The sequence below is a fragment of the Pseudorhodoferax aquiterrae genome, from assembly GCF_014652235.1.
Classification (GTDB): Bacteria; Pseudomonadota; Gammaproteobacteria; order Burkholderiales; family Burkholderiaceae_C; genus Pseudorhodoferax; species Pseudorhodoferax aquiterrae.
Window position 1 is genome coordinate 127495 of sequence record NZ_BMYK01000005.1, and the last position, 20256, is coordinate 147750.

Annotated in this window: 19 protein-coding genes; 14 read left to right on the forward strand and 5 right to left on the reverse strand. The window is 68.1% G+C overall.

The annotated features are described in order from the left end of the window. Positions 1-31 precede the first annotated feature (31 nt). The 4 genes from IE209_RS10860 to IE209_RS10875 all read right to left on the reverse strand — a co-directional run bounded on the left by IE209_RS10860 (position 32) and on the right by IE209_RS10875 (position 5001). Positions 32-1609 carry a sensor domain-containing phosphodiesterase gene (locus IE209_RS10860; protein WP_189686976.1) on the reverse strand — a complete coding sequence of 526 codons (1578 nt, stop codon included), beginning with the start codon at positions 1607-1609 and terminating at the stop codon, positions 32-34. A gap of 124 nt (positions 1610-1733) precedes the next feature. Then, positions 1734-3155, reverse strand: coding sequence for a vWA domain-containing protein (locus IE209_RS10865; RefSeq protein WP_189686977.1), 1422 nt, complete (start codon positions 3153-3155; stop codon positions 1734-1736). Next, the gene (locus tag IE209_RS10870) at positions 3152-4009 is read right to left on the reverse strand and encodes a CbbQ/NirQ/NorQ/GpvN family protein (protein WP_189686978.1); all 858 of its coding nucleotides are present in this window, start codon (positions 4007-4009) and stop codon (positions 3152-3154) included. Before IE209_RS10870 ends, IE209_RS10865 begins: the two co-directional genes overlap by 4 nt. Further along, positions 3964-5001 (reverse strand): aliphatic amidase, encoded by a 1038-nt coding sequence (locus tag IE209_RS10875; RefSeq protein WP_189686979.1) that lies wholly within the window; start codon positions 4999-5001, stop codon positions 3964-3966. Before IE209_RS10875 ends, IE209_RS10870 begins: the two co-directional genes overlap by 46 nt. Positions 5002-5170: 169 nt before the next feature. Between IE209_RS10875 and urtA (IE209_RS10880) the strand changes: the two genes are divergently transcribed. The 8 genes from urtA (IE209_RS10880) to IE209_RS10915 all read left to right on the forward strand — a co-directional run bounded on the left by urtA (IE209_RS10880) (position 5171) and on the right by IE209_RS10915 (position 12473). Further along, positions 5171-6424 (forward strand): urea ABC transporter substrate-binding protein, encoded by a 1254-nt coding sequence (urtA, locus tag IE209_RS10880; RefSeq protein WP_189686980.1) that lies wholly within the window; start codon positions 5171-5173, stop codon positions 6422-6424. A 65-nt stretch (positions 6425-6489) separates the two neighbouring features. Continuing rightward, on the forward strand, positions 6490-7404 hold the full coding sequence (urtB, locus tag IE209_RS10885; protein WP_189686981.1) for an urea ABC transporter permease subunit UrtB: 915 nt from the start codon (positions 6490-6492) through the stop codon (positions 7402-7404). A gap of 9 nt (positions 7405-7413) precedes the next feature. Then, positions 7414-8592, forward strand: a complete 1179-nt coding sequence (gene urtC / locus IE209_RS10890) for an urea ABC transporter permease subunit UrtC (protein ID WP_189686982.1) — start codon at positions 7414-7416, stop codon at positions 8590-8592. 61 nt (positions 8593-8653) lie between these two features. After that, positions 8654-9397: an urea ABC transporter ATP-binding protein UrtD gene (gene urtD / locus IE209_RS10895; RefSeq protein ID WP_189686983.1), complete on the forward strand. Its 744-nt coding sequence runs from the start codon at positions 8654-8656 to the stop codon at positions 9395-9397. Positions 9398-9736: 339 nt separating this feature from the next. Next, positions 9737-10438, forward strand: a complete 702-nt coding sequence (urtE, locus tag IE209_RS10900) for an urea ABC transporter ATP-binding subunit UrtE (RefSeq protein WP_189686984.1) — start codon at positions 9737-9739, stop codon at positions 10436-10438. 24 nt (positions 10439-10462) lie between these two features. Continuing rightward, positions 10463-11692 carry a formamidase gene (gene fmdA, locus IE209_RS10905; protein ID WP_189686985.1) on the forward strand — a complete coding sequence of 410 codons (1230 nt, stop codon included), beginning with the start codon at positions 10463-10465 and terminating at the stop codon, positions 11690-11692. A 28-nt stretch (positions 11693-11720) separates the two neighbouring features. After that, positions 11721-12044, forward strand: a complete 324-nt coding sequence (locus IE209_RS10910) for a hypothetical protein (RefSeq protein WP_189686986.1) — start codon at positions 11721-11723, stop codon at positions 12042-12044. A gap of 84 nt (positions 12045-12128) precedes the next feature. Then, positions 12129-12473, forward strand: coding sequence for an FmdB family zinc ribbon protein (locus IE209_RS10915; protein ID WP_189686987.1), 345 nt, complete (start codon positions 12129-12131; stop codon positions 12471-12473). On the opposite strand, the gene IE209_RS10920 is transcribed toward IE209_RS10915, so the two are convergent. Then, the gene (locus IE209_RS10920; protein ID WP_189686988.1) at positions 12463-13329 is read right to left on the reverse strand and encodes a LysR family transcriptional regulator; all 867 of its coding nucleotides are present in this window, start codon (positions 13327-13329) and stop codon (positions 12463-12465) included. The genes IE209_RS10915 and IE209_RS10920 overlap by 11 nt on opposite strands. A 74-nt stretch (positions 13330-13403) precedes the next feature. Between IE209_RS10920 and IE209_RS10925 the strand changes: the two genes are divergently transcribed. The 6 genes from IE209_RS10925 to urtE (IE209_RS10950) all read left to right on the forward strand — a co-directional run bounded on the left by IE209_RS10925 (position 13404) and on the right by urtE (IE209_RS10950) (position 20230). Next, positions 13404-14357 carry a DMT family transporter gene (locus IE209_RS10925; protein ID WP_189686989.1) on the forward strand — a complete coding sequence of 318 codons (954 nt, stop codon included), beginning with the start codon at positions 13404-13406 and terminating at the stop codon, positions 14355-14357. Positions 14358-14494: 137 nt separating this feature from the next. Next, positions 14495-15766 carry an urea ABC transporter substrate-binding protein gene (gene urtA, locus IE209_RS10930; RefSeq protein ID WP_189686990.1) on the forward strand — a complete coding sequence of 424 codons (1272 nt, stop codon included), beginning with the start codon at positions 14495-14497 and terminating at the stop codon, positions 15764-15766. Between the two features lie 133 nt (positions 15767-15899). Further along, positions 15900-17444, forward strand: a complete 1545-nt coding sequence (gene urtB, locus IE209_RS10935; RefSeq protein ID WP_189687147.1) for an urea ABC transporter permease subunit UrtB — start codon at positions 15900-15902, stop codon at positions 17442-17444. Between the two features lie 20 nt (positions 17445-17464). After that, positions 17465-18661 carry an urea ABC transporter permease subunit UrtC gene (gene urtC, locus IE209_RS10940; RefSeq protein WP_189686991.1) on the forward strand — a complete coding sequence of 399 codons (1197 nt, stop codon included), beginning with the start codon at positions 17465-17467 and terminating at the stop codon, positions 18659-18661. Continuing rightward, complete coding sequence (gene urtD, locus IE209_RS10945) at positions 18658-19530, forward strand: urea ABC transporter ATP-binding protein UrtD (RefSeq protein ID WP_189686992.1); 873 nt, start codon at positions 18658-18660, stop codon at positions 19528-19530. Before urtC (IE209_RS10940) ends, urtD (IE209_RS10945) begins: the two co-directional genes overlap by 4 nt. Before the next feature lie 7 nt (positions 19531-19537). Continuing rightward, positions 19538-20230, forward strand: a complete 693-nt coding sequence (urtE, locus tag IE209_RS10950) for an urea ABC transporter ATP-binding subunit UrtE (RefSeq protein ID WP_189687148.1) — start codon at positions 19538-19540, stop codon at positions 20228-20230. The last annotated feature ends 26 nt before the right edge of the window (positions 20231-20256 follow it).

The window sequence follows — 20256 nt, forward strand, 5'->3', positions numbered from 1 at the left end:
GCCCGACGCAAAAAACGTACCGGGGCCGGATTCAGCCCGACCGTGCGAGCTGGGCCTCCAGCGCCTGCACGCGCTGGCGCAGTTCATGTTCGACCGTGATGTCGGTGATCAGTCCATACCAGCGCGTGACCTCTCCCTGCGCGTCGAACTGCGGACGCGCCCGGCTGCGCACCCACTTGTGCGTGCCATCGGGCCACAGGATGCCGAACACGGTCTCGAACGGCTGCTTGCTCGGCAAATGGGCCAGCCACTCGGCGCGCACGCGCAACTGGTCTGCCGGGTCCATGCGCTCGCGCCAGCGGGCGTGGCGTTCGGCGCTGGTGCTCATGGGTGACCATTCCCAGGTCTGGCCCATGTAGTCGATGCTGCCGTCGGGGCCGGCAGCCCAGGCCACGTTGGGGGCCAGCGCGATCACCTGGCGGTAGTGTTCGATGGTGTCCTGCAGCGTGCGCTCGGCAGCCACGCGCTCGGAGATGTCGATGGCGAACACCGAGACCCCCAGGACCTGCCCAGACACGCTGCGCACCTGCTGCAGCGCGATGAGGCTGGTGGTGCCGGCGTCGCGGCGGCGGTACTCGACGGGCGCGAGCGGTTCGCCCTGCAGCACGCGCCGCAGCAGCGCGATGAAATCCGCGTGGCGCCGGCCGCCCTGCAGCTGGTCGGCCGTGCGCCCCATCGCCTGCGCCACGTCCAGCCCCAGCATCTCGCCGATGCGCGCGTTGGCGCTGACGACGCGCAGCTGCGCGTCGAGGAAGCCCAGGCCCACGGGCGCGGCCTGGTACAGCGATTCGAGCTGGTGGAAGCGCTGGAATGGCGAGGTGTCCAGCGGACGGTCCCGTCTGGAGAAGCTGCCTTGCCGCGCGAGCACCTGCTGCGCCTGTGGTGCGGCCTGCGGCGCGCCCCACAGGTAGCCCTGGCCGAGCTCGCAGCCCATGCGGGCCAGGATGGCGGCCTGCCGTTCGTTCTCGATGCCCTCGGCCACCACGTGCACGCCCAGGCTCTGGCCCAGGCCCAGCACGGCGGTCACGATCTTCAGGCTGTTGGGGTCGGTCTCCAGGCCGCGCACGAAGCTGGCATCGATCTTGATCTCGTCGAAGGGCAGGGCCTGTAGCCGCGTCAGGCTGGAATGGCCGGTGCCGAAATCGTCCAGTGCCAGCCGCATGCCGGCCTGCTTGAACAGCGCGATGGCGCGCTGCGCGGTCGAGTTGCTGTGGAACAGCGAGCTCTCGGTGATCTCGATGCACAGGCGTTGCAGCGCAAAGCCGCTCGCGGCGGCGGCCGCGCTGACATGGTCGACGATGCCGAGGTCCAGGAACTGCGTCGGTGCCAGGTTGAACGCGAGATGGAAGTCGCCCGGCCAGGTCCTGACCTGCGCGCAGGCCTGGCGGACCAGGTGCAGGATCAAGCCGTCCAGCAGGCCCGCCTGCTCGGCCACGGGGATGAAGCGCATCGGAGAGACCGACCCCAGCGTGGGCGAACTCCAGCGTGCCAGCACCTCGAAGCCGGTGATCTGGCGCGTCTGCAGGTCGACCTGCGGCTGCAGGGCCGGCCAGATTTCCCCAGCTGCGATGGCGTTGCGCAGGTGCCCCAGCAACTGCTGTTCGTCCATGCTTGCCTCCTTGGTATCCGGTTGTAAACCAAAAGGCACCGGTGGTGGGCGAGTTCAGACGAGATCGGGCCCTGGCGCCGAGCAGCCGCGCGGCGCCTCCGGGCGTGCGGGAGGGCCGCGTCCTTCAACGGCCGAGAAGGGCCCGGGATGCGCCCGACAGGCACAGCGCCATCGGTGCAGCAGCGTCGAGCAGGTGCAGGCAGGCTGCCCCGAACACCGGCTGCAGTTCGGCCAGGCCAGCGGCAACGCCGGTGATGCAATGCGCCTGCACGCCGGTCGCCCGCAGGGCGTCGACGGCCCGGCGCGCATCGTGCAGCAGATGCCCGGCCTCGAACACGTCGATGTCCCAGGGCTGCCCGTCGCTGAGCAGCACCAGGCCGCGGCGCGGGCTGTCCTCCTCGGCGAGCAGCGCCTGAGCGTGGCGCAGCGCGGCACCCAGGCGCGTGGAGTGGCGCACGGGCAGCGCGGCAAGGGTGGCCGCATCGCAGGGTGCGCCGAACTCCACCGCGCGCCAGTAGGCCACCGCGGCGCGGCCGTTGGAAGCGAAGCCGTGCACGGCCACGCGAGCACCCAGAGACGCCAGCCGGCGCGCCAACGACAGCGCCGCCTGCTGCTGCGCGGCCTGCACGGTCAGCGGCCCGCCGCACCAGGGGGCCAGCGTCGACCGCGACAGGTCCAGCAGCAGCAATACGCTGGCGCGTACCGGCGGCACCGTGCGGCGGAACATGCGCGGGTCCCAGGCGCGGTTGCGGCGCCGGTCCGCCAGCGCGGCCACAGCGGCCTGCACGTCCAGCGTCTCGCCCTCGGCTTCGGGTGGCAAGTGGCGGGGGCGGGGGCGGGGGCGGGGCCGTGGTCCGGCGGCCGGGCGGGCCAGCGAGCGCTCCTGCACACGGCACCAGGCCGTGCGCCACAGGCCGAGCTGCGCGTGCCATTCGCCGTAGTGCCGCTCCCGCAGCATGGCGACTTCGGCGCCGGGCTGGCTGCCAGCCGCGGGTGCCGCTGCACCGGCGTCGGCTGGCAACGGGTCGTCTTCGGCGCTGCGGCCGTGGTCCCACAGGTAGCTGTGGTCGTCACGGTAGGCCGGGCCGGGCCGGTACCGGGTGTCGAAGGGCACGCGCATCTGCCCCAGCATGTTGGCCAGCAGCAGCGCGAACTGGGCGAAGTCGGCAGGCGGCGCATCGGCCGGCAGCCCCCAGAACCCTTGCCGTGCGCGCTGGACCCAGTGGTGCCCGTCGTGGGCTGCCGGATCTGCCAGCACGCGGTCGAGTCGAGCCATCAGCGCAGCGAAGCCCAGCCCCGGCTCCGCCTGCGCGGGCAGGAAGGGGGCGAACCAGCGGCGCGCGCCTGGCCACTGCGCGACGAGCAGGCGCTCCACGCGCGCGTCCTCCACCGCGGACAGCACGGCGAGCGCCAAGGGTTTGCGCCCGCGCGCATCCTGGCCGGTGCGTGAATGCAGCAGATGCGCCGCCGCATGGGCGACGGCCGCCTGCTGCAATCCAGGCGCACCGGCAGGGGGCAGCAGCAGCTGCGCGGCCGCCGGCGTCACGGATACAGCGCGTCTGCCAGCGCGCGCAGCGCCTGCACGCGCTCGGGTTGATCCGACCAGGCCTGCACCAGCGCCAGCTCGCAGGCCACGCGGGCGGGCATACCGCCGGCGATCAGCTGGGCCGCGCGCACCAGCATGCGCATGGAGATGGCCTGGTCCGCGCCTTCGTCCAGCGCGCGTGTGCGCTCGGCCAGGCCCACCAGCCGCATCGCCTGCTCCACCGCCAGGCCGGACTCGTGCACCACGATGGCCACCTGGGCCGCCACCGGGGGCGGATCGAAGGCCATGGCCACGAAACGCTGGCGCGTGGCCGGCCGCAGGTCGCGCCCGGCCTGGGGGTTGTAGGAGACCACCAGCTGGAAACGCGGGTGTGCCACCAGCAGTTCGCCGTTGCGCTCCAGCGGCAGCACGCGCCGCGTGTCGGCCAGCGGGTGCAGCACGGTGAGCGCATCGGGCCGCGCCTCGATCAGCTCGTCCAGGTAGCACAGCGCGCCGTGGCGCGCGGCCAGCGTGAGCGGTCCGTCCTGCCAGCGCGTGCCGTCGGCGTCGATCAGCCAGCGGCCCAGCAGGTCGCCGGCCGCCATGTCCTCGTGGCAGGCCACGGTGACCAGCGGCAGGCCCAGCGTCCAGGCCATGTGCTCGACGAAGCGCGTCTTGCCGCAGCCGGGCGGGCCCTTGAGCAGCAGGGGCAGGCGCAGGGCGCAGGCGTCCCGGAACTGCGCGACCTCATCACCGACCGGACGGTAGTAGGGCTCGTGCGCGATCCGCCACTGTGCCAGCGGATCGGCCGGTGCCTGCAGAACGGCGCTCACCGGTGCTGGGGCAACTGGTTCGGAATGCCCTCGATCGGGCATTCCGGCGTGCCCGGCGTGCTGCGCGTGATGGCCTCGACTTTCTTGCGCGTGCCCTCGGGGTCCTTGATCCAGTCGGCGTAGAAGCCATAGGGGCAGGCCGCCACGCCGTGCATGTCCTCGCCCGAATTGATCTTGCCCGTGTAGCCGCGGTGCAGCAGCTTGTACAGGTGGTTCTGCGACTGGCCGTTCTTGCGTGCGTCGCGGATCAGGTGCATGGAGAGTTCGGCGTAGTTGATGCCCATCTCCTCCTCGCCGCATTCGCCCAGCGTGCGGCCGTCGAAGCCGATCAGCGCGGAATGGCCGAAGTACGAGTACACGCCGTCGAAGCCGGTGGCGTTGGCCACGGCCACGTAGCAGTTGTTCATGAACGCCATGGCCTTGGCCACCAGCACCTGCTGCTCCTTGGCCGGGTACATGTAGCCCTGGCAGCGCACGATGAGTTCGGCGCCCTTCATCGCGCAGTCGCGCCAGATCTCGGGGTAGTTGCCGTCGTCGCAGATGATGAGGCTGATCTTCAGGCCCTTGGGACCCTCGCTGACGTAGGTGCAGTCGCCCGGGTACCAGCCCTCCACGGGCACCCAGGGCATGATCTTGCGGTACTTCTGCACGATCTCGCCCGCATCGTTCATGAGGATCAGCGTGTTGTAGGGCGCTTTGTGCGGGTGCTCCTCGTGGCGCTCGCCGGTCAGCGAGAACACGCCCCAGACCTTGGCCTTGCGGCAGGCCTCGGCAAAGATGGCCGTCTCCTCGCCGGGCACGGTGGCGGCGGTCTCGTACATCTCTTTGGCGTCGTACATGATGCCGTGCGTCGAGTACTCCGGGAACACCACCAGGTCCATGCCCGGCAGCCCCTGCTTCATGCCGACCACCATGTCGGCGATCTTTCGCGCGTTGGCCAGCACCTCGGCCTTGGTGTGCAGGCGCGGCATCTTGTAGTTGACGACGGCGACGCCCACGCCGTCCTTGCTGCTGGAAATGTCGCCGTGGCGCATCGCATGGCTCCTGTCTGAAATGGGATCGGGCCACCAGTGTTCTCGCCTGTGGTGTGCCGCGCACTACGTTGAATGACGTATTCGGCCTGCGCAGGGTCGCGGATACCTTCTGTTGCACCGCAGCACACCAAGTTCGGTGCCGCGAACGGTTCAACACAAAGGAGTGCCCATGTCCGCTGATTCCCGTCCCGAGTCCCTGCTGCGCCGGCGCATGCTGCAGATGGCCGCCATGTCGCCCTTCGCCGGCCTGTCGGCCGCCGCGCTGGCGCAGCAGTTCCCCACCGCCAAGGTCAACACCACGGGCCTGGCCATCACTGACACCGAGGTGACGGTCGGCCAGCTGCACTCGGCCACCGGCACCATGGCCATCTCGGAGACCGGCTCGATCCAGGCCGAGCAGCTGGCCATCGACCAGATCAACGCCATGGGCGGCATCCTGGGCCGCAAGATCAAGGTCATCAAGGAAGACGGCGCCTCCGACTGGCCGACCTTCGCCGAGAAGAGCCGCAAGCTGCTCGTCAACGACAAGGCCGCCTGTGTCTTCGGGTGCTGGACCAGCGCCTCGCGCAAGGCCGTGCTGCCGGTGTTCGAGAAGGAGAACGGCCTCTTGTACTACCCCACCTTCTACGAAGGCCTGGAGCAGAGCAAGAACGTGATCTACACGGGCCAGGAAGCCACGCAGCAGATCATCTGGGGCCTGGACTGGGGCGCCAAGGAGAAGAAGGCCAAGACTTTCTTCCTGGTCGGCTCGGACTACATCTGGCCACGCACCTCGATGAAGATCGCGCGCAAGCACATCGAGACGGTCGGCAAGCTGGGCAGCGTGAAGGGCGAGGAGTACTACCCGCTGGGCCACACCAACTTCAACTCGCTGATCAACAAGATCAAGGTGGCCAAGCCCGACTGCATCTTCGCGGCCGTGGTGGGTGGCTCCAACGTGGCCTTCTACAAGCAGCTCAAGGCCGCCGGCATCACGGGCGACAAGCAGTTCCTGCTCACGCTGTCGGTGACCGAGGACGAGATGACCGGCGTGGGCGGCGACAACTTCGCCGGCTTCTACTCGTCGATGAAGTACTTCCAGTCGCTCGAGAACGAGAACAACAAGAAGTTCGTCGAGGCGTTCAAGGCCAAGTACGGCAAGGACGCCGTGATCGGCGACGTGACGCAGGCCGGCTACCTGGGCCCCTGGCTCTGGAAGGCGGCCGTCGAGAAGGCCGGAAGCTTCGACGTGAACAAGGTCACGGCAGCCTCGCCCGGCATCGAGCTCAAGACGGCGCCGGAGGGCTACGTCAAGCTCGATGCCAACCACCACCTGTGGAGCAAGGCGCGCATCGGCCAGGGCCAGAAGGACGGCACCTTCAAGGTGGTCGCCGAGTCGTCGAACCTGATCGCACCGGACCCGTTCCCCAAGGGTTACCAGTAAGCCACCCGGCCCTCTCCCGGCGGTCGGGGGAGGGCGCTTCTTGACTTGTGGAGAGCGAGCGTGCCATGACCATTTCCGAGATGCTCAACATCGGCCTCATGCAGGGCTTCGCGGGCCTGTCCCTGTTCGCGGTGCTGCTGCTGATGGGGCTGGGCCTGGCCATCATCTTCGGCCAGATGGGGGTCATCAACATGGCGCATGGCGAGTTCATGGCCATCGGCGCCTACACCGTCTACATGGCCGCCACCTTCACCGAGCACCACGCGCCCGGCGCGATGGCAGCCTACTTCCCGGTCGCCATCGTGCTGGCCTTCCTGGTGGCCTTCTTCTTCGGCTGGCTCATGGAATGGGCGCTGATCCGCCACCTGTACAGCCGGCCGCTGGACACGCTGCTGGCCACCTGGGGCGTGAGCCTGGCGCTGCAGCAGTGCTTTCGCAGCTTCATCGGGCCCAAGGAAGTGAGTCCCACGCTGCCCGACTGGCTGATGGGCTCCTGGGCGCCCATGGAAGGCCTGGACATTCCGATCAACGGCATGTTCGTGCTGGGTCTGACGCTGGTGGTCACCGCCGGCGTGCTGCTCGCGCTGAACAAGAGCCGCTGGGGCCTGCGCGTGCGCGCCACGGTCAGCAACCGCACCATGGCCAACGCCACGGGCATCGACACCAAGAAGACCGACCGCCTGACCTTCGCGATCGGCTGCGGCATCGCCGGTGTGGCCGGCGCGGCCTTCACCACCATCGGCTCCACCGGGCCGACCTCGGGCTCGCTCTACATCGTCGACGCCTTCCTGGTCGTCACCTTCGGCGGCGCCGCCAGCCTGCTGGGCACCGTGGTCTCGGCCTTCGGCATCGCGCAGACCCAGTCCATCACCGAGTTCTTCATGAGCGGCTCGATGGCCAAGGTGCTCACGCTCTCCTTGATCGTGCTGATCCTGATGGTGCGCCCGCAAGGCCTGTTCGCTTCCAAAGTCCGCCGCTAGAGGTTCCGTATGAAAGAACTGATCCACCGTTACCAGTTGGCCAGCGTGCTGCTGCTGACCATCCTGCTGGTCATCGTCCTGCCGTTGTCGCTCGACATCTTCCGCCTGAACCTGGTCGGCAAGTACCTCTGCTACGCCTTCGTCGCGGTGGGCCTGGTCATGGTGTGGGGCTACGGCGGCGTGCTGAGCCTGGGGCAGGGCGTGTTCTTCGGCCTGGGCGGCTACGCCATGGCCATGTTCCTCAAGCTCGAGGCCTCCGACCCCGAGAGCACCAAGATCCAGTCCACGCCCGGCATTCCGGACTTCATGGACTGGAACCAGCTGACCGAGCTGCCGACCTTCTGGCTGCCGTTCAAGAGTCTGCCGCTGTCGCTGCTGCTGGTGGTGCTGGTGCCCATGGCGCTGGCCTGGCTGATCAGCTTCGCGATGTTCAAGCGCCGCGTGGGCGGCGTGTACTTCGCCATCATCACGCAGGCCGTGGCGCTGATTCTCACGGTGCTCATCATCGGCCAACAGGGCTACACGGGCGGCGTGAACGGCATGACCGACCTCAAGACCCTGCTGGGCTGGGACATCCGCACCGACAGCGCCAAGACCATCCTGTACTTCGTCTGCGTGGCGCTGCTGATCGCCAGCATCCTGCTGTGCCGCTGGATCCAGACCAGCAAGCTGGGCACGCTGCTGCTGGCCATGCGCGACAAGGAAGACCGCGTGCGCTTCTCGGGCTACGACGTGTCCAACTTCAAGGTGTTCACCTTCTGCCTGGCGGCGGCGCTGTCGGGCATCGGCGGTGCACTGTTCACGCTGCAGGTGGGCTTCATGTCGCCCACGCTGGTCGGCATCGTGCCCTCGATCGAGATGGTGATCTTCGCGGCCGTGGGCGGGCGCATGAGCCTGGTCGGCGCGGTCTACGGCGCGCTGCTGGTCAATGCCGGCAAGACGCTGTTCTCCGAAAGCTTTCCGGACCTGTGGCTGTTCCTGATGGCCGCATTGTTCATCGGCGTGACCATGGCCTTCCCGATGGGACTGGCCGGTGTCTGGGAGGACAAGGTCAAGCCCTGGTGGCGCAGTCGCCGAGCCGCGCACAAGGCCTACGACGAGCAACTGCTGGCCCGCCGCCGTGCAGAAGCCGCCGCCGTGGTCGAGACCACACCGCCCGCTGCCAACACGCAAGGAGCGCATGCATGAGCGCCGCGCCGGGCCGCCCCAAGCAAGCTCGCACCGCAGTGCGCAGCACGGAGGTTTTCCAATGAGCAACACCGACTTCGCCCTGGCCGTGGAAGACCTCACGGTCGCCTTCGACGGCTTCAAGGCCATCGACAGCCTGACCCTGTACGTGGACCGGAACGAGCTGCGCGTGATCATCGGCCCCAACGGCGCGGGCAAGACCACGCTGCTGGACCTGATCTGCGGCAAGACCAAGGCCAGCGCCGGCTCCATCAAGTTCAAGAACACCGAGCTGACCGGCATGGCCGAGCACAAGCGCGTGCGCTTAGGCATCGGCCGCAAGTTCCAGACTCCCTCGATCTACGAGAACCTCTCGGTGTTCCAGAACCTGGAAGTGTCCTACCCCTCGGGCCGCTCGGTGCTGGGCGCGCTGGCCTTCAAGTGCACGGACCAGGTCAAGGCCCGCGTGCAGGTGGTGGCCGAGGACATCGGCCTGGCGGACAGGCTGCAAACCGAGGCCGGCCTGCTGTCCCACGGCCAGAAGCAGTGGCTGGAGATCGGCATGCTGCTGATGCAGGAACCCGAACTCCTGATGCTGGACGAGCCCATCGCCGGCATGAGTTCGCGCGAGCGCGAGCTGACGGCCGAGCTTTTGAAGCGCATCAGCCAGAACCGCGCCGTGATCGTGATCGAGCACGACATGGACTTCGTCGCGCAGATCGCGCACAAGGTCACCGTCATGCACCAGGGAAAGATCCTCGCCGAAGGGCCGATGGACAAGGTGCAGGCCGATCCCAAGGTCATCGACGTCTACCTGGGGCATTGAGATGAAGCTGTGGCAGCTTGGTCGTGCGACGGCGGTTGCACGTGATGCGCAAGGCGGCGGGGCACCCCATCGCTCCGTGTCCCCCGGCCTGGCGGCCTCCTCCTTGACCTGCGCGATGGGGTACCCCACCGCCTTGCTCGGCGTTGGCTCATCGTCGACACGTGCAGCCGCCGGTGGCCTGCTCGGGGTGTGGGTGGGGGCGTCCACGAAGGTAAAGGAGGAGGCCGCCAGGCCGGGGGACACGCAGTGGACGCCCCCACCCGCAGCCCGAGCTCCCGCCCGCCTTTATCCCCTGAATCCCAGCCTTGTGAAGGCCGCGCAACGCCGTGGAGAACTGACATGAGCGACATCCTTCTGAACGTCAACGACATCCACACCGCCTACGGTCAGAGCGAGGCGCTGCATGGCATCAGCTTCGCTGCCCACGCGAACGAGACCGTGGCCATCATGGGCCGCAACGGCATGGGCAAGACCACCCTGTTCAAGAGCCTCATGGGCATCCTGCCGCTCAAGAGCGGCAGCATCCAGGTGGCGGGGCAGGACGTGTCGAAGGACGAGAGCTTTCGCCGCGTGGCCAAGGGCATCGCTTACGTGCCGCAGGGCCGCATGATCTTTCCGACATTGACGGTCGAGGAGAACATCCAGACCGGCCTGCAGAGCGGCCCCAGCCTGCGCGTGCCGGACGAGATCTACGCGCTGTTCCCGGTCCTCTTCGAGATGAAGAAGCGCAAGGGCGGCAACCTGTCGGGCGGCCAGCAGCAGCAGTTGGCCATCGCGCGCGCGCTCGTCACCAACCCCAAGGTGCTGCTGCTGGACGAGCCGACCGAAGGCATCCAGCCTTCCATCATCAAGGACATCGCCAAGGCCCTCAACGAGATCCGGCGCATGAAGGGCATCGCCATCGTGGTGTCCGAGCAGGTGCTGTCCTTCGCGATGGACGTGGCCGACCGCCTGTTCGTGATCGAGGGCGGCCGCCTCGTGCACGAGACCGCGCGCGACAAGACCGACATCGCGCACATCAAGCGCTACCTCTCTGTCTGATTTTTCACAACCAGGAGCCACCAGATGCCCGAAACCCTGATCAAGGTCGACCTCTCCCAGCCCGCGCCGAGCAACGAGCTCGTGCACAACCGCTGGCATCCCGACATCCCCATGGCCTGCTGGGTCAATCCGGGCGACGACTTCGTGCTGGAGACCTACGACTGGACGGGCGGCTTCATCCAGAACAACGACAGCGCCGACGACGTGCGCGACATCGACCTGACCACCGTGCACTACCTCAGCGGCCCGGTCGGTGTGAAGGGCGCCAAGCCCGGCGACTTGCTGGTGGTGGAGCTGCTGGACATCGGCGCCAAGCAGGACAGCCTGTGGGGCTTCAACGGCTTCTTCAGCAAGAAGAACGGCGGCGGCTTTTTGACCGAGCACTTCCCGCAGGCGCAGAAGTCGATCTGGGACTTCCACGGCATGTTCACGACCTCGCGCCATGTGCCGGGCGTGAAGTACGCGGGCCTGATCCACCCGGGCCTGATCGGCTGCCTGCCCGACCCCAAGATGCTGGAGACCTGGAATGCGCGCGAGCAGGCGCTGATCGACTCCGACCCGGCCACCAGCGGCCTGGCCAACCCGCCTTTCGCGGGCACGGCCCACATGGGCAAGCTCACGGGCGAGGCCAAGGCCAAGGCGGCCGCCACGGGTGCGCGCACCGTGCCGCCGCGCGAGCACGGCGGCAACTGCGACATCAAGGATCTGTCGCGCGGCTCCAAGATCTTCTTCCCGGTCTACGTGGACGGGGCCGGCCTGTCGGTCGGCGACCTGCACTTCAGCCAGGGCGACGGCGAGATCACCTTCTGCGGCGCCATCGAGATGGCCGGCTGGGTGCACATGAAGGTCACCGTCATCAAGGACGGCATGGCCAAGTACGGCATCAAGAACCCGATCTTCAAGCCCAGCCCCATCGTGCCGACCTACAACGACTACGTGATCTTCGAAGGCATCAGCGTGGACGAAAGCGGCAAGCAGTACTACCTGGACGTCAACGTGGCCTACCGCCAGGCCTGCCTGAACGCCATCGAATACCTCAAGAAGTTCGGCTACTCGGGCGCCCAGGCCTACTCCATCCTGGGCACGGCCCCGGTGCAGGGCCACATCAGCGGCGTGGTGGACGTGCCCAACGCCTGCGCCACGCTGTGGTTGCCGACGCAGATCTTCGACTTCGACATCAACCCGAGCGCAGCCGGGCCGACCAAGTTCCTGGACGGCTCGGTGCAGATGCCGCTGTCGCCCGACCTGGTCTGAGCCTGCGGGGCCGCGGCATGATGTCGTCATGCCGCGCCCGCACCACCATGTCTACGTCGTCCAGCTCGCCGACCCTGTGTGGAACAGCGCGCGCTTTCGTGCTGCCAACCCGGACTACCAGCTCGGCAAGCCCTTCGTCTACGTGGGCATGACGGGCCTGGACCCGGACATCCGCTTCGACAAGCACAAGGCCGGCATCCAGGCCAACCGCTTCGTGATGCTGTACGGCGAGCGGCTTCTGCCGGCGCTGTACGCGCGCTACAACCCCATGCCCTACCAGGCCGCGCGGGAGATGGAGGTGGAACTCGGCATCCGCCTGCGCGCGCAGGGCTTCGGCGTGTGGCAAGGTTGAAGCGCCTACGTCATTCGACGTAGTGCCCGGCGCGGCCGGCCTGCGCAGAATGGCCCGAACTTTCCCACCGACCGGACCCTGGCCATGCCCACCTACGACTACGACTGCCCCGATTGCGGCGGCTTCGACGCCTTCCGCACGCTGGCCCAGCGCAACGAGCCGGCCGCCTGCCCGGACTGCGGCACCTCCTCGCCGCGCGTGTTCGTGAGCGCGCCGCGGCTGGCACTCATGGACGGCCGCACCCGTGCGGCCATCGGCGTCAACGAACGCGCGCGGCACGAGCCCAAGAGCTCGCGCGACTACCAGCGCATGCGCCACCCGGCCGGCTGTGGTTGCTGCAGCACGGGCGGCAAGCGCTCGTCCACGGTCACGGCGCCGAACGGGGCCAAGGCCTTCCCCTCCAAGCGGCCCTGGATGATCAGCCACTGAGGCGGACCGAACGCAGGGTCTGCACCAGCATGCGGTGCAGGCTGTCCACGGCCTGCGAGCCTTGCGAGGCCTTGCTGCGGTAGACGGCCACCTGCATGGGCTCCATGGGCCCCAGGCTGTGTTCGAGGCCCAGCACCTGCAGGTGCTCCGGTGCGCTGCACTGCGTGAGGGCCGCCACCGCCAAGCCGCTTTCCACGGCGGCGATCTGGCCCGCGAGGCTGGAGCTGTTGTAGACCACCTTGTAGGGCCGGCCCTGCTGGGCGAGCGCGTGCAGCGCACTGCGCCGGCCCAGGCTCTCGGCTTCGTAGACCGCGATCGGCAAGGGCGTGCGCCGCCAGATTTCGAACTGCGGCGAGCCGACCCAGACCATGGGTTCGTGGAACAGCAGCATGCCGCGCCGCGCATGGTCGCGCGAGACCAGGGCCAGGTCCAGGTCGCCACTGGCCACGCGCGGGATCAGCGAGGTCGATTGCTCGCAATCGAGCTGGATCTCCACACTGCCGTGGCGTGGCGCGAAGCGCTTGAGCACCGGCGTCAGGTACTTGCTGGCGTAGTCGTCCGGTACGCCCAAACGCACCTGGCCCGAGATCGTCTCTCCCTGCAAGGTGGCCTGGGCCTCGGCCTGCAGTTCCAGCATGCGCCGCGCGTAGCCCAGCAGCTGCTGGCCGTCGGGCGTGAGCTGCAGGTGGCGCGGCCCGCGCGCAAGGAGCGGCCGGCCGACGGCCGCCTCGAGCTTCTTGAGCTGCATGCTGACGGCCGACTGCGAGCGGTGCACCTGCAGCGCGGCGCTGGACAGCGAGCCGGCGTCCACACAGGCGACGAAGGCCCTCAACCAGTCGATCTGCAGGTCGTGCATGGATTCGATTACCGCATGGCAGGGCTGCGAATTATCCGCTTTCCATGGGGGTTGGCGCACGGCACAGTGCCGCCATGTCCCTCTCTCACCTGTCCGCGCCGACCCATGGTGCGCTCGACGCCCGCGCCACCGGCGTCATGGCGCTGCTGTGCCTGCTCTGGAGCCTGCAACAGATTTCGCTCAAGGCCGTGGCCGACGCGGCCAGCCCCATGCTCATGGTCGCGCTGCGCTCGGGCATCGCGCTGGTGCTGCTGGCCGGGCTGATGGCGCGCCGCGGCGAGGCGCCGCAGCGGGCGCGCTACGGCGCCGGCCTGCTCGTCGGTGCACTGTTCGGCGTCGAGTTCCTGCTGGTCAGCACTGCGCTGGAATTGACCCAGGCGGCGCACGTGGTCGTGTTCCTCTACACCTCGCCGATCTTCGCGGCCCTGGGCCTGCAGTGGCGGCTGCCGGCCGAGCGCTTGGGGGCGCTGCAGTGGCTGGGCATCGGTCTGGCCTTCGGCGGTATCGCCGTGGCGTTCCTGGGCGGGCAGGGCGGCGCGGCCGGCGGCCGGCCGCAGGCCTGGCTCGGCGACCTGCTGGCCTTGGCGGCCGGCGCCGCCTGGGGTGCGACCACGGTGGCGATCCGCTGCACGTCGCTGGCCAGCGCGCCGGCCACCGAGACGCTGCTGTACCAGTTGCTGGGCGCCTTCGTGCTGCTGCTGCCGGCGGCCTGGCTGCTGGGGGAGTGGCGCTTCTCGCCCACGCCCGCGGTGTGGGCGCACCTGGGCTTCCAGGGCGTGGTGGTGTCGTTCGCCAGCTTCCTGACCTGGTTCTGGTTGCTGCGGCGCTACCTGGCCTCGCAACTCGGCGTGTTCTCGTTCCTCACGCCCTTGTTCGGCGTGCTGCTGGGCGTCTGGCTGCTCGGCGAAGCGCTGGCGCCGGGCTTCGCGGCCGGCGGCGGCCTGGTGCTGGCCGGCATCGCGCTGGTCGGCGGGCATGCGGCGCTGGCGCGGCGGCTGGCGGCCGTGCGGGGGCTCGCCCCGCGCTGATCTGCCCCAAGCACCACATACGCCACCTGGCGTACAGACCCTTTTCGGGGTTCTCCCTAGGATCGCTCCCAAGGTCAGACAAGGCCCACAGGCTTGTAGGACCGGACCGATCCAACCACCCAACGGGAGCACTCCGAATGCAACGCAGCTTCACCATCAAGGCCACCGCTCTGGCCAGCGCCGCCATCGCCCTGGCCGGCCTCGCCGCCGTTCCCGCCTTCGCGCAGGACACCATCAAGGTCGGCGTGCTGCACGCGCTGTCCGGCACCATGGCGATTTCCGAGACGGCGCTCAAGGACATGGCGCTGATGACCATCGAGGAGATCAACGCCAAGGGCGGCGTGCTGGGCAAGAAGCTCGAGCCCGTGGTGATCGACACGGCCTCCAACTGGCCGCTGGCGGCCGAGAAGGCCAAGCAGCTCATCACCCAGGACAAGGTGGCCGTGACCTTCGGCTGCTGGACCTCGGTCTGCCGCAAGTCGGTGCTGCCGGTCTATGAAGAGAACAACGCGCTGCTCTACTACCCCGTGCAGTACGAGGGCGAAGAGCTGTCCAAGAACGTGTTCTACACGGGCGCAGCGCCGAACCAGCAGGCCATCCCCGCCGTGGAGTACCTGATGGGCAAGGAAGGCGGCTCGGCCAAGCGCTGGGTGCTGCTGGGCACGGACTACGTCTACCCGCGAACGGCCAACAAGATCCTGCGCGCCTTCCTGAAGTCCAAGGGTGTGGCCGACGCCGACATCATGGAGACCTACACCCCCTTCGGCCACAGCGACTACCAGACCATCGTTGCCGACATCAAGAAGTTCAGCACCGGCGGCAAGACGGCCGTGATCTCCACCATCAACGGCGACTCCAACGTGCCGTTCTACAAGGAACTGGGCAACGCGGGCCTGTCGGCGAAGAACGTGCCCGTGGTGGCCTTCAGCGTGGGCGAGGAAGAGCTGCGCGGCCTGGATCCCAAGCCGCTGGCCGGCCACCTGGCCTCGTGGAACTACTTCATGAGCGTGAAGAACCCGACCAACACGGCCTGGATCAAGCAGTGGAGCGACTACGCCAAGGCCAAGAAGCTGCCGGGCCAGTCCACCAAGCCGCTGACCAACGACCCGATGGAAGCCACCTACGTGGGCATGCACATGTGGAAGCAGGCCGTGGAGAAGGCCAAGTCCACCGACCCGGACAAGGTCATCGCCGCCATGGCCGGCCAGACCTTCAACGCGCCCAGCGGCTTCACGCTGACCATGGACGCCAAGAACCACCACCTGCACAAGCCCGTGCTGATCGGCGAGATCCGCCCGGACGGCCAGTTCAACGTGGTGTGGCGCACCAAGGCCCCGATCAAGGCCCAGCCCTGGAGCCCCTTCATCGAAGGCAACGACAAGAAGAAGGACGAGCCCGAAAAGAAGTGACGGCTGCCCTGTAGCGCGACGCACGAGAAGGGGCCGCGCGCCCCTTCTTTTTCATCTGGACAGACATCAGGGGGTTGCCTTGCGAAGTTGGACAAGGGCTTTGGCCGCAGCATGCATCGGGTGGGCCGTGGCCATGCTGCCGGCGCACGCGCTCACGAACGAGGCCGCGCTGGCCATGGCCTCGGGCACCTCGTCCGTGCGCATCGAGGCCATCACGGCGGCCGTGATCGAGGCGGTCGAGAAGGGCGACGACAAGACCGAGGCCTTCCTGAAGGCCATGGCCGATGACAGCGTGCGCTTCACGGCCGACAAGGTCTTCGTCGTGCAAGGCGACAAGGGCATCGACCCGGTCACGGGCGCAGAGCTGCCGCTGCCGGCCGATGCGGAGGACGTGGTCAACAACAACCTCATGCGCAGCGAGCTGGACGTGGCGCTGGCCGCGCTGCAACTGCGCAGCAGCGACACCGCCGTGCGCGCCGAGGCCGCACGCGCGTTGGCGGGCGCCCCGTCCGAAGCGCGCGTGCCCCTGGTCCAGAAGGCGCTGGCGACCGAGAAGGACGCTGGCATCCGCGAACAGCTGGAACTGGCCCAGGCCGGCGGCCTGCTCGGCAGCGAGGACCCGGCCAAGCGCCTGGCCGCCGCCACCACACTTTCCGAGAACAAGCGCCCGGCCACCAAGCTGCTGCTCAACGAACGCCTGGCCGAGGAGCAGGACCCGGCCGTCAAGAAGGCCATCGTGGCGGCGATTGCCAGCATCGACGCCGGCCTGGTCTGGGGCGAACGCCTGGGCCAGGCCTTCACGGGCGTGAGCCTGGGCTCCATCCTGCTGCTGGTGGCGCTGGGCCTGGCCATCACCTACGGCCTCATGGGCGTGATCAACATGGCCCACGGCGAGCTCATGATGATCGGTGCCTACGCCACCTACGTGGTGCAAGGCCTGTTCCAGAAGTACCTGCCGGGCGCCTTCGACGCCTACCTGATCGCCGCCATCCCGGCCGCCTTCCTGAGCTCGGCACTGGTCGGTGCCATCCTCGAGCGCGGCGTGATCCGCTTCCTGTACGGCCGGCCGCTGGAGACGCTGCTGGCCACCTGGGGCATCAGCCTGGTGCTCATGCAGCTCGTGCGTTCGACCTTCGGCGCGCAGAACGTGGCTGTGGAAAGCCCATCCTGGATGAGCGGCAGCGTGCAGCTGCTGCCCAACCTTGCGCTGCCCTGGAACCGCGTGCTCATCATCGTGTTCGCATTGCTGGTGCTTGGCGCCGTGGCCTGGATGATCGGCCGCACGCGGCTGGGCCTGTTCGTGCGCGGCGTGACGCAGAACCGTCCGATCGCCTCGTGCATGGGCGTGAACACCGCGCGCATCGACACCTACGCCTTCGCGCTGGGCTCGGGCATCGCGGGCCTGGCCGGCTGCGCGCTGAGCCAGGTCGGCAACGTGGGCCCGGACCTGGGCCAGAGCTACATCGTCGATTCCTTCATGGTCGTCGTGGTCGGCGGCGTGGGCCAGCTGGCGGGCACGGTCTACGCCGCGCTGGGCCTCGGCATCCTGAACAAGCTGTTCGAGGGCTGGGCCGGCGCGGTGCTGGCCAAGATCGCCGTGCTGGTCCTCATCATCGTCTTCATCCAGAAGCGGCCCCAGGGCATCTTCGCGATGAAGGGCCGCAGCGCAGAAGCGTGAACACCATGAGCAGCACACCCATGTCTTCGATCGAACGCGCGCTGGCGGCAGAGGCCGGCACCCAGGTGTCCCCGCCCCCGCCGCCACCCGCGCCCATCGTGCGCCCGGAGGTCACGCTGCCGGGCCGCGCGCCGCTGCTGACCCGGCCCGGCTGGGCCGCCTTCTTCGCCGCGCTGCTGGCCGTCTGCGCGCTGGCGCCGGCCCTCAACCTGCTGGTGCCCGAGGGCAGCGCGCTGCACCTGTCGGACTACAGCGTGGCCGTGCTGGGCCGCATCATGTGCTATGCCATCGCGGCGCTGGCCATGGACCTGATCTGGGGCTACACCGGCATCCTGTCGCTGGGCCATGGCCTGTTCTTCGCGCTGGGCGGTTACATGATGGGCATGTACCTCATGCGCCAGATCGGCCTGGAGGGCAACTACAAGAGCGAGCTGCCCGACTTCATGGTCTTCCTGGACTGGAAGGAGCTGCCCTGGCACTGGACCTTCAGCGGCTCCTTCATCCTGCAGATGATTCTGGTGGTCGCGGTGCCGGGCCTGCTGGCTTTCGTGTTCGGCTACTTCGCGTTCCGTTCGCGCATCAAGGGCGTGTACTTCTCCATCATCACGCAGGCGCTGACCTTCGCCGCCATGCTGCTGTTCTTCCGCAACGAGACGGGCTTCGGCGGCAACAACGGCTTCACGGACTTCAAGCGCATCCTGGACATCCCGCTCGCCACGCAGCAGATGCGCATGACGCTGTTCGTGCTGACCGGTCTCACGCTGCTGGGCTTCTTCCTGTTCGCGCGCTGGCTGGTGGGCAGCAAGTTCGGCCGCGTGCTGCAGGCCATCCGCGACGCCGAGAGCCGCGTGATGTTCTCGGGCTACAACCCGGTGCGCTACAAGCTCACGGTCTGGACCATCTCGGCCATGATGTGCGGCGTGGCCGGGGCGCTGTACGTGCCCCAGGTCGGCATCATCAACCCGACCGAGATGTCGCCGGCCAACTCCATCGAGATCGCGATCTGGGCCGCGGTGGGCGGCCGGGCCACGCTGATCGGGCCCATCGTCGGCGCCTTCCTGGTCAACGGTGCCAAGAGCTGGTTCACCACGGCCTTCCCCGAGTACTGGCTGTACTTCCTGGGCGCCATGTTCATCATCGTCACGCTGTACCTGCCGCACGGCGTGGTGGGTCTGGTGCGCAAGCTGGCCGCACGCGGCAAGGAGGAGCGCGCATGACGCCGGATCTGATGGAAGATGGCGCGCGGCGCTTGGCGCGCACCGCGGCGCCCGAGCAGGGCAAGACCGAATCGGGCGGTCGCGAGGCCGGCTTCTCGCGCATCGCCACGCCGGGCGAGGTGGACGTCACGCACGGCCGCATCCTGTACCTGGAGGACGTGCACCGTTCCTTCGACGGCTTCAAGGCCATCAATGGCCTCAGCCTGGACATCGCGCCCGGCGAGCTGCGCTGCATCATCGGCCCCAACGGCGCCGGCAAGACCACGATGATGGACATCATCACGGGCAAGACCCGGCCGGACAAGGGCACGGTGTTCTTCGGCAGCACCATCGACCTGTTGCGCCACAGCGAGCCGGAAATCGCCCAGCTGGGCATCGGCCGCAAGTTCCAGAAGCCCACGGTGTTCGAGCAGCTCACCGTGTTCGAGAACCTGGAGCTGGCGCTCAAGACCGACAAGAACGTCATGCCCTCGATGCTGCACCGGCTGGATTCGCGCCAGAGCGACCGGCTGGCCGAGATCCTGCACACCATCCACCTGGCGGACAGCGTGAACCGGCTCTCGGGCAACCTCAGCCACGGCCAGAAGCAGTGGCTGGAGATCGGCATGCTGCTCATGCAGGACCCCAAGCTGCTGCTGCTCGACGAGCCCGTGGCCGGCATGACCGACGAGGAGACCGCGCGCACGGCCGAGCTGTTCCTCACGCTCAAGGGCCAGCATTCGCTGATGGTGGTGGAGCACGACATGAGCTTCATCCGCACCATCTCGGAGATCGTCACCGTGCTCTGCGATGGCGCGGTGCTGGCGCAGGGCACGCTCGACGAGGTGCAGGCCGACGAGCGCGTGATCGAGGTTTACCTGGGACGATGAGATGAGCATTCTGAGCGTCAAGAACGTCAACCAGTACTACGGCGGCTCGCACATCCTGCGCGATGTGAGCCTTGAGGCGCAGCTGGGCAAGGTCACCGTGCTGCTGGGCCGCAACGGCGTGGGCAAGACCACGCTGCTCAAGTCGCTGATGGGCCTGGTGCCGATCAAGACCGGCTCCATCGCCTTCGACGGCAAGCCCATCGAACGCACCACGCCCTACGAGCGCGCGCGCGCCGGCATCGGCTTCGTGCCGCAGGGCCGCGAGATCTTCGCGCGGCTCACGGTGGAGGAAAACCTGCGCATGGGGCTGGCCTACAAGAGCGGCAGCACGCCGATCCCGGCCGAGCTGTTCGAGCTGTTCCCGGTCTTGAAGCAGATGCTGCACCGGCGTGGCGGCGACCTGTCGGGCGGGCAGCAGCAGCAGCTCGCGATCGCGCGCGCGCTGGCGCCCAAACCCAAGCTGCTGATCCTGGACGAGCCGACCGAGGGCATCCAGCCGTCCATCATCAAGGACATCGGCCGCGTGATCCGCATGCTGGCCGACCGGGGCGACATGGCCATCCTGCTCGTGGAGCAGTACTACGACTTCGCCGAGGAACTGGCCGACGAGTACCTGGTGATGGAGCGCGGCGTGTTCATCGCGCGCGGGCCGGGCAGCGAGATGCAGGAGAAGGGGATCCGCCAGCTGGTGGCGATCTGAGCGCAGCCGGGGCGGCTGCGCGAAGC

Excerpts from the sequence above, each read along its gene's own strand:
- IE209_RS10860 (WP_189686976.1), bottom strand. The coding sequence starts at position 1,609 with ATGGACGAACAGCAGTTGCTGGGGCACCTGCGCAACGCCATCGCAGCT.
- IE209_RS10870 (WP_189686978.1), bottom strand. The coding sequence starts at position 4,009 with ATGCCCGATCGAGGGCATTCCGAACCAGTTGCCCCAGCACCGGTGAGC.
- IE209_RS10875 (WP_189686979.1), bottom strand. The coding sequence starts at position 5,001 with ATGCGCCACGGCGACATTTCCAGCAGCAAGGACGGCGTGGGCGTCGCC.
- urtA (WP_189686980.1), top strand. The coding sequence starts at position 5,171 with ATGTCCGCTGATTCCCGTCCCGAGTCCCTGCTGCGCCGGCGCATGCTG.
- urtB (WP_189686981.1), top strand. The coding sequence starts at position 6,490 with ATGACCATTTCCGAGATGCTCAACATCGGCCTCATGCAGGGCTTCGCG.
- urtC (WP_189686982.1), top strand. The coding sequence starts at position 7,414 with ATGAAAGAACTGATCCACCGTTACCAGTTGGCCAGCGTGCTGCTGCTG.
- urtD (WP_189686983.1), top strand. The coding sequence starts at position 8,654 with ATGAGCAACACCGACTTCGCCCTGGCCGTGGAAGACCTCACGGTCGCC.
- urtE (WP_189686984.1), top strand. The coding sequence starts at position 9,737 with ATGAGCGACATCCTTCTGAACGTCAACGACATCCACACCGCCTACGGT.
- fmdA (WP_189686985.1), top strand. The coding sequence starts at position 10,463 with ATGCCCGAAACCCTGATCAAGGTCGACCTCTCCCAGCCCGCGCCGAGC.
- IE209_RS10910 (WP_189686986.1), top strand. The coding sequence starts at position 11,721 with ATGCCGCGCCCGCACCACCATGTCTACGTCGTCCAGCTCGCCGACCCT.
- IE209_RS10915 (WP_189686987.1), top strand. The coding sequence starts at position 12,129 with ATGCCCACCTACGACTACGACTGCCCCGATTGCGGCGGCTTCGACGCC.
- IE209_RS10920 (WP_189686988.1), bottom strand. The coding sequence starts at position 13,329 with ATGCACGACCTGCAGATCGACTGGTTGAGGGCCTTCGTCGCCTGTGTG.
- IE209_RS10925 (WP_189686989.1), top strand. The coding sequence starts at position 13,404 with ATGTCCCTCTCTCACCTGTCCGCGCCGACCCATGGTGCGCTCGACGCC.
- urtA (WP_189686990.1), top strand. The coding sequence starts at position 14,495 with ATGCAACGCAGCTTCACCATCAAGGCCACCGCTCTGGCCAGCGCCGCC.
- urtB (WP_189687147.1), top strand. The coding sequence starts at position 15,900 with ATGCTGCCGGCGCACGCGCTCACGAACGAGGCCGCGCTGGCCATGGCC.
- urtC (WP_189686991.1), top strand. The coding sequence starts at position 17,465 with ATGTCTTCGATCGAACGCGCGCTGGCGGCAGAGGCCGGCACCCAGGTG.
- urtD (WP_189686992.1), top strand. The coding sequence starts at position 18,658 with ATGACGCCGGATCTGATGGAAGATGGCGCGCGGCGCTTGGCGCGCACC.